This window comes from Bacillus sp. FSL K6-1366, assembly GCF_037976695.1.
In the GTDB taxonomy this organism is placed as follows: domain Bacteria; phylum Bacillota; class Bacilli; order Bacillales; family Bacillaceae; genus Bacillus; species Bacillus subtilis.
Window position 1 is genome coordinate 753,872 of record NZ_CP150268.1, and the last position, 13,687, is coordinate 767,558.

14 protein-coding genes are annotated in these 13,687 nt (G+C 43.9%); 3 read left to right on the forward strand and 11 right to left on the reverse strand.

The genetic code is table 11. The annotated features are described in order from the left end of the window. Positions 1-56: 56 nt before the first annotated feature. The gene (locus MHI44_RS04150) at positions 57-425 is read right to left on the reverse strand and encodes a DUF2294 domain-containing protein (protein ID WP_004398508.1); all 369 of its coding nucleotides are present in this window, start codon (positions 423-425) and stop codon (positions 57-59) included. A 315-nt stretch (positions 426-740) separates the two neighbouring features. On the opposite strand from MHI44_RS04150, the gene fdhF reads away from it, so the two are divergent. Then, a complete protein-coding gene (gene fdhF / locus MHI44_RS04155; RefSeq protein WP_010886582.1) occupies positions 741-3,683 on the forward strand; it encodes a formate dehydrogenase subunit alpha in 2,943 nt (980 codons plus the stop codon). An 18-nt stretch (positions 3,684-3,701) separates the two neighbouring features. Further along, positions 3,702-4,184 (forward strand): DUF1641 domain-containing protein, encoded by a 483-nt coding sequence (locus MHI44_RS04160; RefSeq protein WP_003246168.1) that lies wholly within the window; start codon positions 3,702-3,704, stop codon positions 4,182-4,184. 35 nt (positions 4,185-4,219) lie between these two features. Here MHI44_RS04160 and MHI44_RS04165 read toward each other — a convergent pair whose 3' ends face one another. From MHI44_RS04165 to MHI44_RS04185, 5 genes are all read right to left on the reverse strand, one after another. Continuing rightward, the gene (locus MHI44_RS04165) at positions 4,220-4,450 is read right to left on the reverse strand and encodes a YrhC family protein (RefSeq protein ID WP_003237358.1); all 231 of its coding nucleotides are present in this window, start codon (positions 4,448-4,450) and stop codon (positions 4,220-4,222) included. A gap of 82 nt (positions 4,451-4,532) precedes the next feature. Then, complete coding sequence (locus MHI44_RS04170) at positions 4,533-5,672, reverse strand: bifunctional cystathionine gamma-lyase/homocysteine desulfhydrase (RefSeq protein ID WP_017696065.1); 1,140 nt, start codon at positions 5,670-5,672, stop codon at positions 4,533-4,535. Position 5,673: 1 nt separating this feature from the next. Continuing rightward, the gene (locus tag MHI44_RS04175) at positions 5,674-6,597 is read right to left on the reverse strand and encodes an O-acetylserine dependent cystathionine beta-synthase (RefSeq protein WP_003229809.1); all 924 of its coding nucleotides are present in this window, start codon (positions 6,595-6,597) and stop codon (positions 5,674-5,676) included. Positions 6,598-6,661: 64 nt separating this feature from the next. Continuing rightward, complete coding sequence (gene mtnN, locus MHI44_RS04180; protein WP_339202952.1) at positions 6,662-7,357, reverse strand: 5'-methylthioadenosine/S-adenosylhomocysteine nucleosidase; 696 nt, start codon at positions 7,355-7,357, stop codon at positions 6,662-6,664. 20 nt (positions 7,358-7,377) lie between these two features. Continuing rightward, positions 7,378-8,019, reverse strand: coding sequence for a class I SAM-dependent methyltransferase (locus tag MHI44_RS04185; protein ID WP_003229807.1), 642 nt, complete (start codon positions 8,017-8,019; stop codon positions 7,378-7,380). Between the two features lie 192 nt (positions 8,020-8,211). Here MHI44_RS04185 and MHI44_RS04190 point away from each other — a divergent pair, with 192 nt between their 5' ends. Beyond that, positions 8,212-8,415 (forward strand): YrzA family protein, encoded by a 204-nt coding sequence (locus MHI44_RS04190; protein WP_014477495.1) that lies wholly within the window; start codon positions 8,212-8,214, stop codon positions 8,413-8,415. Between the two features lie 52 nt (positions 8,416-8,467). Here the strand turns inward: MHI44_RS04190 and MHI44_RS04195 are convergent, their stop codons facing one another. The 5 genes from MHI44_RS04195 to MHI44_RS04215 all read right to left on the reverse strand — a co-directional run bounded on the left by MHI44_RS04195 (position 8,468) and on the right by MHI44_RS04215 (position 13,676). Further along, entirely contained in the window at positions 8,468-9,169 is a 702-nt protein-coding gene (locus MHI44_RS04195) for a YrrS family protein (protein WP_003246156.1), read from the reverse strand. A gap of 64 nt (positions 9,170-9,233) precedes the next feature. Next, a complete protein-coding gene (locus MHI44_RS04200) occupies positions 9,234-10,988 on the reverse strand; it encodes a penicillin-binding protein 2 (protein ID WP_339202954.1) in 1,755 nt (584 codons plus the stop codon). 53 nt (positions 10,989-11,041) lie between these two features. Further along, a complete protein-coding gene (gene greA, locus MHI44_RS04205) occupies positions 11,042-11,515 on the reverse strand; it encodes a transcription elongation factor GreA (protein ID WP_004399078.1) in 474 nt (157 codons plus the stop codon). A gap of 250 nt (positions 11,516-11,765) precedes the next feature. Next, on the reverse strand, positions 11,766-12,401 hold the full coding sequence (gene udk / locus MHI44_RS04210; RefSeq protein WP_003225916.1) for a uridine kinase: 636 nt from the start codon (positions 12,399-12,401) through the stop codon (positions 11,766-11,768). Positions 12,402-12,407: 6 nt separating this feature from the next. Next, complete coding sequence (locus MHI44_RS04215) at positions 12,408-13,676, reverse strand: U32 family peptidase (protein ID WP_003229802.1); 1,269 nt, start codon at positions 13,674-13,676, stop codon at positions 12,408-12,410. Positions 13,677-13,687 lie beyond the last annotated feature (11 nt).

Genomic DNA, 13,687 nt, shown 5'->3' on the forward strand with positions numbered 1-13,687 from the left:
TATAACTGTAGCAACATCATATCAAATGTGACAAATTTGTGTCAATGACAAATATACTAGCTTTGCAGAGCTTCTTTTTGCTCATCTATTTTTCGGTCAAAAACAAATACAGATACAGCGATGTTTTCCTCAATTTTAATATCAGAAAACAAATGGACTAGCTTAGCTCCCATAAGTTCCTCCATTCCTTCCGGTGTTTGTTTGGAATAAAGGTCTTGAATTAGGCTTGTCCGGGCCGCATGTACCATCTCTCTTCCTTCAGGCGTGCGGGCAATAAACTGCTCGCTTGCACTCAGATTTCCGTATAGTGTTGAAACTGCCATGTTTTCTACAAATACAGTATGAATTCTCTCAGGCCCTTTTCCGAACAATTCTTTGCGAAGTTTTCGAATAATATCATTGAATTCATGAATTTTTTTAGACATGCTGATTACCCCTTCCGATATTGCCTTATAAAGGCTTTTCCCGGTTCCCCTCAGGACATTTCACTTGGTTAAAATTTTCCTGCCATATTGTATTATAATAAATATCACATTATAATAAAAGCAGTGTTGATGGATTTGTAATAGGATCTTGTTATGAGTCTATCGTTTTATAAAAATCAAGGATTGGTCTGTTAGTAAGACTTGCTAGTGAACTATTCCGCCATGTGTGTTTACACCTTCTTAGAATTAAGGGCAGGTGTATCTATACATGGCTTTTTTTGACTTCTTGAAAGAAAGATGGAGGGGAATATGAATATGATGGACGTTAAGTCGATCAGTGTCCGTGTAGACGGAACAGAAATTCAAGCACGAGCAGGGGCCACAATTTTAGATATTTTAAATGAAAACGGAATTGAGTACCCGCAGATTTGCCACGTACCAGAGGTTGACCCGATTCAAACTTGTGATACTTGCATAGTAGAGGCAAACGGCAAGCTGGTTCGTTCATGCGCGACGGTTGCAGAAAACGGGATGTCTATTGATCTTTCAGGAAATCGAGTGAAAGAAGCGCAAACCGAAGCGATGGACCGCCTTCTTGAAAATCATTTGCTGTATTGTACAGTTTGCGATAACAACAATGGAAACTGTACGCTGCATAATACAGCGGAAATGATGGGGATCGAGCATCAAAAATACCCATACACGCCAAAAGAAGATCCTTCTTGCGCGGTTGATATGTCTCATCCTTTTTACCGCTATGATCCAAACCAATGTATTGCCTGCGGCCAGTGTGTTGAGGTCTGTCAAAACCTTCAGGTAAATGAAACACTCTCAATCGACTGGGAACGCGAACGCCCTCGCGTCATTTGGGATGAGGGAGTTCCGATCAATGAATCTTCCTGTGTCAGCTGCGGTCAGTGTGTAACAGTATGTCCATGTAATGCACTGATGGAAAAATCAATGCTCGGGCAGGCTGGTTTTATGACAGGCATTAAAGAGGACGTCATGGAACCGATGATTGATCTCGTGAAAAATGTTGAACCGGGGTATGGCAGCATTTTTGCCATTTCTGAAGTCGAAGCGGCAATGCGTGAAACGAGAACGAAGAAAACGAAAACTGTATGTACGTTCTGCGGTGTCGGATGTTCATTTGAAGTATGGACAAAAGGACGGGATATTTTAAAGATCCAGCCTGTTTCTGATGCTCCGGTTAACGCAATTTCCACATGTGTCAAAGGGAAATTCGGCTGGGATTTTGTCAATTCAAAAGAGCGGATCACAAAGCCTTTAATCCGTAAAAACGGAGCCTTTGTGGAATCTTCTTGGGAAGAAGCCCTCGATCTTGTCGCAAGCAGATTAGGATCAATTAAAGAGCAGTACGGTAAAGGCTCTGTAGGGTTTATTTCTTCTTCTAAAATTACGAATGAAGAAAACTACGTCATTCAAAAACTAGCGCGTCAGGTATTTGAAACAAACAACGTCGATAACTGCTCACGCTACTGCCAGTCTCCTGCTACAGACGGATTGTTCCGCACTGTCGGCATGGGCGGTGACGCCGGCACGATTAAAGATATTGCCAAAGCAGGCCTGGTCATAATTGTCGGTGCCAATCCGGCGGAAGGACACCCAGTGCTCGCAACACGCGTCAAACGGGCACACAAGCTCCACGGTCAAAAACTGATTGTTGCTGACCTGCGTAAAAATGAGATGGCTGAGCGATCTGATCTGTTCATCAGCCCTAAACAAGGCACAGACCAAGTTTGGCTGATGGCTGTTACGAAATATATGATCGACCAAGGCTGGCACGATCAGGCGTTTATTGATGAGAACGTCAATTACTTTGAAGATTATAAAGAAACCCTTAAAACGTATACGCTTGATTATGCAGAACGCATCACAGGCCTTTCAAAAGAAAACATCATTCAAATTGCTGAAATGATTCGTGATGCTGACGGCACTTGTGTCCTTTGGGGAATGGGTGTCACACAAAATACAGGCGGTTCTGATACATCAGCAGCCATTTCAAACCTGCTTCTCGCTACGGGCAACTATCGCCGTCCAGGTGCCGGCGCTTATCCTCTGCGCGGACACAATAACGTGCAAGGCGCATGTGATATGGGAACATTGCCTGGCTGGCTGCCGGGATATCAGCATATTACAGATGACAAAGCACGCGCTAAATTTGAAGAGGCATATGGTGTCGAGATTGATGGAAAGCCTGGTTTAGATAATATTCAAATGCTTCATGCCATTGAAGAAGGAAAAATGAAAGCTATGTATCTTGTCGGTGAGGATATGGCACTGGTCGATTCAAACGCGAACCATGTGCATGATATTTTATCAAGCCTTGATTTCTTCGTGGTACAGGACATCTTCCTGTCAAGAACAGCTCAATATGCTGATGTCGTCTTGCCGGCCACTCCTTCACTTGAAAAAGACGGAACATTTACCAACACAGAACGCCGTGTCCAGCGATTGTATCAGGCGCTTCCGACGCTTGGTGACGCAAAACCGGACTGGTGGATTATTCAAGAGGTGGCAAACCGTTTAGGAGCGAATTGGAATTACAGCCATCCAAGTGACATTTTCTCTGAAATGGCGAGTCTTTCTCCTCTGTTTGCCAAAGCAAGCTATGAGGTGCTTGAAGGCTGGAACAGCTTCCTATGGGGCAGCTTCACAGGTGAAAGCACACCGCTTCTGTATGAAGACGGATTTAATTTCCCTGACAAAAAAGCCCGCTTTGCCCTTTCTGATTGGACCGAGCCAGCGGCATTTCCGGAGGAATATGACCTTCATATCAATAACGGCCGGATGCTGGAGCATTTCCACGAAGGAAACATGACAAATAAATCGAAAGGCATCCAAGCGAAAGTGCCGAATGTATTCGTTGAGATCTCACCTGAGCTTGCACAAGAGCGAGGTGTTTGTGACGGTTCGCTTGTACGGCTCGTTTCTCCGTTCGGAGCAGTCAAATTGAACGCGCTGATCACAGACCGGGTACGGAAAAATGAACTCTATTTGCCAATGAACTCGACAGACAAGGAGTCAGCGATTAACTTCTTGACGGGCCCTGCAGCTGATAAACGGACGAACACGCCTGCTTATAAACAGACAAAGGTCCGCATGGAAGTGCTTGGCGGCTGTGAAACAGCGCCGCTTCCAAAAACAAATCCGCGCAACAAAAAACGGCATCCGCAAAACGGAGTCGAAGCAGAAAGAAAATGGAACCGCCCTGGCTATGTACATCTGACTGATTAAACGATAGGAGGAAAACGAATGGCCACTCCGATTACGACGATCAAAAAAGAAACAAAAACAGCTGAGCAAATTAAGCTTGAAAAAATAGAAGAACTGAAAGAGCTGCTGGCGGAAAATGAGGACGCCGTCTCTAAAACGATGACGTTAATGAATGAACTCAATGATCTTGGAATTTTTGATGCGGCAACAAGCATGCTCAGAGCGAAGGAAGACATTGCCAAGATTGCGCTTGGCCAAGTTTCCCGCGAGCCTGTCACCAACCTCATCAACACGATGATGGCCGCCGGAGGCGCATTGACAAAAGCCGATCCTGAGTTTACAGCAAAGCTTTTAGAAAGCGTAATGGCTGGGACTGAACAGGCACAAAGCTTTTTAAAAGAAGACAAGAAAGTCGGGATTCTCGACCTGTTAAAAGCAATGAACGATCCTGACATCAACAGAGCCGTCGGGTTCGGCCTTCAGTTTTTAAAAGGCATGGGAAAAGAACTTCGAGAACAATAACAGAAAAACAGCCATCTCTGATGATGGCTGTTTTTTTATTCGTCGGCTTCTTCCAGACGCTTCTTGTAAATAAGTGAACGGTCAGCGCAAAAGAAGGCACCGGCTAAAAATACGCAATCCGCTAAAAACATCGTCGATTTCTGGCCTAATGTTAAGCCTTGATCAGGGAGAACTGCGCCTATATATAAAAAAGTGCTGACTGCAAGCAATGTAAAAGCAAAATGCTTGTAGTCTTCTTTTAAAGATTTCATTCTATTTTTGTTCAAAAGAATCACCTGCCAGATTCATAGTATACGACTATTATAATATAATCCGGCGGCTTACAGAGAAAGTAATTCTATCCATTTGTTATATATTTTCAAGCGCTTGGCCGATATCTTCCAACAAGTCTTCCGCATCTTCAATTCCTACAGAAATTCTGATCAAGCCGTCCGTAATGCCGAGCTCAAGCCGGCGTTCTCTCGGAATAGAGGCATGTGTCATTCTTGCCGGAACAGAAATTAAGCTTTCAACCGCCCCCAGGCTTTCAGCAATGGTAAACAGTTTCAGATTTCCTAAAAACGCATCAACCCGTTCTTCACTGCCAATATCAAAGGAGATCATGCCGCCGAAGCCCGATCCTTGCGTTTTTGCAAGCTCATGTCCGGGATGATTTGAAGAACCAGGGTAATATAACGTTTGGACAGCAGGGTGATTCTCAAGAAAGCTTGCGATTTTCCGCGCATTTTGATCGATCGCTTCCATTCTGAGTCCCAACGTTTTGATTCCTCTCATTAACAGCCAGGAATCTTGAGGGCCGAGCACGCCGCCTGTGGAGTTTTGCACAAAATGCAGCTCTTCTCCAAGCTCTTTCGAAGCTGTCACAACTAAACCTCCGACGACATCACTGTGTCCGCCAAGATATTTTGTCGCACTGTGCAGTACGATATCAGCGCCTAAAGTAAGCGGCTGTTGAAAATAAGGAGTATTAAAGGTATTGTCTACGATAAGCAGAACACCCGCTTTTTTTGCGATATCAGCCATGAGCGTCAGGTCGGTGATTTTGAGCAACGGGTTTGTCGGTGTTTCAATATAAATTGCTTTTGTATTAGGGCGAATCGCTTTTTCAACTTCTTCCCTGCTGCTCGTATCAACAAATGTTGATTCAATGCCAAGACGGTTAAGCACCTTTGTCATCACGCGATATGTTCCGCCGTACACATCATCAGTCAACACGACATGATCTCCGCTGTTAAACAGCATCATAACCGCTGTAATGGCAGCCATTCCTGAGCTGAACGCATAGCCTGCTTCCCCGCTTTCCAGTTCTGTCACAAGTGCTTCGAGAGCGGTTCGAGTCGGATTGGCCGTTCTTGAATACTCGTAGCCTGTATGCTGCCCTGCTTTCGGCTGCTTGTACGTGCTTACTTGATAAATCGGCACGGAAACTGCGCCTGTTTTCTCATCACCTGTGATTCCGCCATGTATCATCAATGTTTTTTTCTTCATATCAGATGCCTCCTTCGTATATTTGTTTGCTGATATATCGATCGCTGCTGTCAGGAAATACTGTGACAATGTTAGTTCCAGCGGATGCTTTTTTCGCTTCCTCCAATGCCGCATAAAGCGCTGCACCTGAAGAGCTTCCGATCAGCAGGCCTTCTTTTTCTGCCGCTTCTTTCACAAGTCTAAACGCATTCTCATCTGTTACGGTGTAGATCTCGTCAAAATGGCTCTTATCCATATAATCGGGGATAAACTCCATGCCGATGCCCTCTGTTTTATGAGCGTGGGGCTCTCCTCCGTTTAAAATCGAGCCCACCGGTTCAACAATCACCGTTTTGACTGCTGGATTTTTTTCTTTTAAGAAGGAAGCTGTCCCTGCGAATGTGCCTCCTGATCCTGCCCCTGCGACAAATGTATGAATATTCCCGTCAAGCGCTTCCCACATTTCAGGTCCAAGCGTCTTATAGTAAGTCGATGGATTTACTCGGTTTTTAAATTGCAAAACGCAATAAGAATTTTCAATTTCAGTCTCCAGCTGAATGGCTTTTTGAATGGCTCCCTGCATTCCGTCTTGACGCGGTGTATGAATGATTGATGCGCCAAGCGCTTGCATAATTTGCTGTTTCTCTCTGCTGAAATGTTCAGGGACACAGAAAATCGCTTTCAGCCCATATTTTCTGGCACTTAACGCAAGGCCGATCCCTGTATTGCCTGCCGTAGCTTCTATAATCACTCCGCCGGGTTTCACTTTGCCTGAATCGAGCGCGTCACGAATCAGCATATCTCCCAGTCTGTCTTTGATGCTTCCCCCTGGATTCATCATTTCAAGCTTGGCATACACCGCGACTCCTTCTGGAACATCAAAGTTCTTCAAGCGGAGAAGCGGTGTATTCCCAATCAGCTCGGTAATGTCCGTAATCACTGTCATATATGTCCTCCTCCTTAATAGAGGTTGTTTTTAGAGAAAAACGGAGGAGAACGTTCTCCCCGTTTTAATGAATTCGTTTGATCACCTTTAACACAAGCTCTGTTGAATGAACAGCCGCCTGCTCTAAAAATTGGTCAAATGAAACATGTGATTCTTTGCCTGCGATATCTGATAACGCTCTGATGACGACAAACGGCGTTTTAAATTGATGGCATACTTGAGCCACTGCCGCAGCCTCCATTTCAACCGCGTACAGATCAGAAAATCTCGCATGCACCTCTTCAACCCGCTTCGGATCGTTCATGAAAGAATCGCCTGTTGCAATCGTTCCTTTTGCAACCTGAATGCCATCGAGTTCAGATACCGCTTCTTCAGTGATGCTGATCAGCTTTTCATCCGCCGCATAAGCAGCCGGAAGACCCGGCACTTGGCCGTATTCATAGTCAAAAGCCGTTACGTCTACATCATGGTGGCGAACGTCAGTGGAAATGACGACATCCCCTACATTCAATGTATGATGAAATCCGCCGGCTGAGCCTGTGTTAATGACATAATCAGGCTTGTAACGGTCAAGCAGAAGCGTCGTGCTGATAGCAGCATTTACTTTTCCAATTCCTGATTTTAAAAGAATCACTTCAGTTCCTTCATATTCGCCTGTTGTAAATTCACAGTGTGCGATCGTTTCTGTTTTTGCATTTTCAAGTTTGTTTCTTAAGATGGTAACTTCCTCTTCCATTGCTCCGATGACTGCTAGTCTCATCTATTCACATTCCCTTCACTTTACCGTTTGATCGCCTCCATTATCCACACGAAGTCGTTTTGCTGAGTGAATCGGACTGCAAAACCTTCAGCTGTAAACATTTCTTTCAACGCATCCAATGTAGGATAATGCTCTGTCTCTAAATCATTTGCAAGCTGATAAAAGCCTTGAGAACGGGCTTTATCGATAGCCTGTTGATACGCTTGCGCATTTTCAAAGACGGTATCGGCAAACACTATTTTATCATGCAAGTGAAGGTATTTGCCATATTGCTTTATGGCAGCCCGCTTTTCTTCGTCAGTCAAATGATGAAAAGCATATGAACTGACAATCGTATCAGCCTGAAATGGCGGCTCAGGGAATGTCAGGAAGTCTCCATCAACGATTTCCGTCCTGCCTGAGAGCTTGTCAGAAGCCAGTTTACGCATTGCTGGAGAAGGTTCGATTCCAAATACAGTTTTGCCTGCATCGAGCAGCTTAGCTGTCAAATTCCCGGTCCCCGGGCCAAATTCTAACACATGCGTTCCAGATTTTCTGACGATGGCATCAAGGATATGATCGTAGCCTCTGAACGCTTCTTTATACTGAATATCTAAACCTTGTACTGTTTGATCATAAGTTGCTGCCCAATCTTCAAAGAGAGGGATAAATTCACGGCCCATATTTGTCACACTCCATATTTAATAATTCCTATAAGTATACTATGGATTAATGATGGAACAGTTCCTATAATACCACATCTTCTGAAAAGCAGGTACTAAAACACTTTGTGTATTTTATGCCATCTCATATTGCGCATTGACCGCAAAAAAGCTTATACTTCATATGACTTGTGAAAGCTGGAGGGTCAAGACATGAATTTTCAATTAGATCTGATTAAAGACAAAGTGGAATTTTTTGAAGCGGCTTCATTGCAGGAGCTTGAAAAGAAAATCAATACACAAATTGAAAACAATAAAGCCATCATGCTCCGGGTGAAATCTGTTTCACACCAAACTGCTGTGGCAGAAGGAAGAATATTGTACAGCGCGGTGGTTCATTTCGCAGCTGAAGCCTAAAACAAAAGCAGCCGGTTTTAACCCGGCTGCTTTTGTTTATTTTAGCTTTTGTTTATTTTAGCTTTTCTACTTTTGTCGGCTTCCAGCCTTTTTCATCGACCCATGTAATCGTCACTTGATATTTATTCCCAGTCGCCTTGTCCAAAATCTTGCCTTTGGCATCCTGAGGGCTGCCGTTATTTCCAAGCCAGAGCACCGTCATGTTATCTGTTGAGACACCAGTTGCGTATGAAATGGCTTTCAGCATCTCAGCCCAGTCTTGTGAGCTTGAATCATAAGTAGCGGCATGCTCGCCAGTCTGCTCAGTTCCGACTGCTTTCCAGTCAGGATTTTCATACGTTTTTTCCACATCGCTCGATGAGCCGCCTTCTGTTACTTTTGCATCTTTAAGCCCGTCACCGGCTGAATCTGAGCTTGAATCTGAATCAGAGTCATCTTTTTTAGAAGAAGAATCATCTTTTTTGGAATCAGAGTCAGAAGACTTCTCAGAATCCTTTTCGCTGTCAGATGTATCTTTCTTGCTGTCTTTTATATCCTCATCCGATTTCTTTTCCGTCTTTCCTGAAGCCGGAGATTCCTGTTTTTGCGCCGTTTCAGAATCCTTGCTGACATCTTTGCTAGAAGGACTGTTAATGAAGAGATTCGCTGCTACTACGACAATTAGTATGGATACGATTGCGATTAAAATGTTAAGCACTAAATTGGCTTTTCTGCGTTTATCACGATTTTCATAACGAGATTGATTATTGCTCAATAATTCTGCACTCCTTTATCCCTCTTGGCTCAGCATATATTTTAACATGTGCTGAGAAGTTGTTCTATTTCTGATTGATTTCAATTTCGTGTACTTTTTTAACAATATCATAAAACACCGAATTTGTCAGAGCCTTATCTCCCGGTGTATCCACGTGTAAAACAACCAGAGCGTATTTCGGCTTATCCGCGGGAAAATATCCGGCAAACCATTTTTCATAGAGCGTTTCCTTCTCTTTTGAAAGCTTGCCTGTCTGGGCTGTGCCCGACTTCCCTGCTACAGTATACGGAAGATCTTGAAACCTTCTGCCCGTTCCGGAAGGAGATTCTACTACCCGCCGCAGTATTTTTTGAAGCTGCTGTGACGTATATTTGTCTATCGTTTCCCCTTTGAGCTTCTGATCCTTAAACGTAACGAGCGTTGTGCCGTTCTTATACTCAATTTGTTCGGCAATTTTCACCTGCCGTTTTTCTCCGCCGCGGGCGATTGTCGCCATCATATTGGCTACCTCCAGCGGCGTTACCTTTACATTTTTCTGCCCGATTGCTGTTTGCGCAATGGCTTTTTTGACTGATTTGTCTTTTTCATCCCCCCAAATCACGCCGCTTTTTTCGTTATACAGCTGGCGGAAATCGGTTTCGTGGTACAGTTTTCCCTCCCAGCCTGCCCGATCAGTGAGAGCCAGCTTCTCGGACATATCTTCAATAACCGAGCTGTCTTTTTTCATTAATTGTTCTGCAAGACTCGTAAATGTGTAATTACAGCTTTGGGCAAAACTTTCATCAAAAGACAAGGTTCCTTTGTCGTCCCCCGGTTCCCCGTACAGGTTTAAATTGCAATTAAAGGTTTGACTAGGCTTCACCATATTATTTTCGATTGCAGCTGCGGCAATGACTGTTTTAAAAACTGATCCGGGATAGATTGGCGTCAGCATATAATTTTGAAGTGTGTTTTGTCGGGACACATCCGCATCTGGTTTGCTTACAATTCCCAGAACACTGCTATTTTCGATGTCCAGCAGCACAGCTCCTCCCTTTTTCAGCCCCTGTTCATCCAATACCTCCTCCATCGCTTTTTGAATGCTTTGATCGATCGTTGTTTTGACCTGGAGCGGATAAAATGTATTGGCTTCAGCTGTATATTTGACGTCCATGCCAAACAAAGGGTTTCCTTTTCCGTCCACATGATATAAAAGCTTTGTGTCTTGTTCCGGAAGCAAAAACTCGTCAAATGTCCGTTCTAAACCGGTTGTTCCGATTTCTGTTGTAATCGGAAGGCTCTCCTTGTCAGGATATTTCTTGCGAAGCAGCGCCGGATCTTGGTTCGTGCTCCCTATCGTATGTGAAGCAAGGCTGGGCTTGTCTTCATTCTCCATATATACGCCGTAAATGCCGGGATATTTCAAAGAATTGATTTTTGAGATAGATTGTTTTGAAAGTGTTTTGATTTTCTTTTGCTGCAAAATGACCGGTTTTTTTGCCTGACCTAGTGTCTGGCGCAAATCATCTTCAGACATGCCGAGGATGTCCGCAACTTTTTTGATCGGCCAATCCTGCGTCAGCAGAAAAGGGAACAAAACAACCGCAGGCTCGCTTTGTCCTGTCAGCGCCCGCCCGTTTCGATCTAAAAAAGAGCCTCTTCCATCTGAAATGAGCACTTCCTCCGTCCGCTGTTTCACGCTTTCTTGAATCAAATTAATTTTCTTTTTAGAAAATGATTCTGTGAAAAACAGCTGGATTTCTGCAAGCCTCAGCAGAAGCAGAAAAAATACAATCAAAAAAACGATGACTGCCAGCTTCATTCGTTTCGATATCTTCATAAAAAAACACCTCACCCACATTGTGGACGAGGTGTTTCGCTGCTAAACAGATATTATGAAATTTTCACAATTTTCACGAGCATTTCTCCGCCCGGTGTTTGTACTGTGACTTCTTCATCTACTTTTTTGCCCAAGAGGCTTTTTGCGATCGGTGAATCGTTTGAGATTTTCCCTTCAAACGGGTCAGCTTCTGCGCTTCCGACGATCGTATATGATTCTTCATCACCGTCAGGCAGTTCGACGAAAGTGACGGTTTTACCCAAACCGACAACGTTAGAGCCGCCGTCATCTTCAATGATTTTCGCATTGCGAATCATATTTTCAAGAGTCGTCACGCGGCCCTCTACAAATGCCTGCTCTTCTTTCGCTGAATCGTATTCAGAGTTCTCGGAAAGGTCTCCGAAGCTTCTCGCAATTTTGATTCGCTCTACTACTTCTTTTCGTTTAACCGTTTTCAAATATTCTAATTCTTGTTCAAGTTTTTGTTTTCCTTCTGCAGTCATAGGAAAAACTTTCTCTTGTGCCATGTCCCTTCACTCCTTCTGGTTGTCCCTCAACATCTTCGATTATGTATGAGAGCATAAACTAAAAAATACAAGAATGAGAACACAGGGCAGTCCTCGTTCTTCTCTCCCATATAGGTACTGTTTATCTTAAACTGAATCGTGTCGTTCTGCAAATATTTCGCGTTTATAAACAGGGAAAGAAGGGAATTCGCACATTCCCTTCCTGCCTATACATAATATGGTCAGAGTTATTTATGTCTATGCTATGGTATTACAAAATCGCGTTTTGTTCAAGAATGGTTTGAATTTTTGTGACCATCAGATCAATTGCGACGTGATTCTGACCGCCTTCCGGGATAATAATATCAGCGTATCGTTTCGTCGGCTCGACGAATTGGTTATGCATCGGACGGACCACTGACACATATTGTTCAATGACAGAATCAATAGAGCGTCCGCGCTCATTAATATCTCTCATAATCCGTCTGATGATACGCAAGTCAGCGTCCGTATCAACATAAAGCTTGATATCCATCAGATCACGAAGCCTTTTGTCTTCAAGAACAAGAATGCCTTCAAGGATAATAACATCCTTTGGCTCTACGTGAACCGTTTCTTCTGAACGTGTGTGAAGCTTATAGTCATAAATCGGCTTTTCAATCGGGCGGTAATTCAATAGATCTTGAATATGCTCGATTAAATAGTCATTATCAAACGCAAGCGGATGATCATAGTTTGTGTTCAGCCTTTCTTCAAACGGAAGATGGCTTTGGTCTTTATAATAAAGGTCCTGCTGGATCATTAAAATTGAGTGTCCTTTAAACTGTTCATAAATGGACCGTGTGACACTCGTTTTTCCTGAACCGGAACCTCCTGCGATTCCAATGACTACTGGATTCTTACCCATGGGCTGTTACTTCCCCTTTCTCATCATGTTGCTCGGATAAATCTTTTTGTCTAGTTTGAATTTGACAATTTGCAGGGGATGGCGGGCAGCATCTAGCTCATTTCCGTCTTCGTCCCAAATGGTTTCAATCGTATGTGTAAAGTTTTCGATTTCTGGTCCGAAAAATTCCACTTCGTCGCCTTTTTTGAAGAAATTGCGCTGCTGAAGCGTGACCATTTGTGTATCTTCATCATAATTCAGCACTAAGCCGACAAAATCATATGTCGTTTTCTTGGCGTGTTCGCCGAACATTTGCTCTTCATAGCCTGGCGTTCCTTCAAAGAAAGCTGTCGCAGTGTCCCTGTTGGCGCACTTATCAAGCTCTTCAAGCCATTCTTTTTGAATCACAAAGTTTTCTGGATCAGCGCAATAAGCATCGATTACTTTGCGGTATACGCTGACAACAGTTGCTACATAATGAATGGATTTCATGCGGCCTTCAATCTTTAAGCTGTCGATCCCCATTTCAATCATTTTTGGAATGGATTCAATCAGCTTCAAATCTTTCGGGCTCATCGCAAATGGTGCATCTTCTTCACCATACAAAGCAACGGCGTTGGCACCGTCTGTTTGGTAGAGATCATAATCCCAGCGGCATGACTGGCAGCAGCCTCCGCGGTTGGAATCCCGCGCTGTCATGTGATTGCTCAGCACGCAGCGGCCGGAATATGCAATACACATTGCGCCATGAATGAAGGATTCGATTTCGATATCTACCTTTTCTTTCATTTCTCTGATTTCAAGAGCGCTAGTTTCACGTGCCAGCACGACGCGGTCGAGACCTTCTTCCTTCCAGAACTGGACAGCCTTCCAGTTTGAAAGAGACTGCTGTGTGCTCAAGTGAACCTCAACATTCGGCGCCACTCTGCGGCATGTTTCAATAATAAGCGGATCTGCCACAATAATACCGGCAACGTTGGCGTCTCCAAGCGCTTTTAAATAGTCTTCAAGCCCGTCCATGTTTTCATTATGAGCGAAAATATTCGTTGTTACGTAGATCTTCGCGCCATATTTCTTTGCGAATTCAACGCCTTCTGCAATTTCTTCGATCGTAAAGTTATCGGCATTCGAGCGCAGCCCGTATTCCTGTCCCCCGATAAAGACCGCGTCCGCTCCGTAATGAACAGCGATTTTCAGCTTTTCAAGATTACCCGCAGGTGCGAGAAGCTCCGGCTTTTTCGTAATCACACGCTTTCCATTAACGATTGTGGATATTTTATCATTTACGGCAGTCATAGCTTAACCTC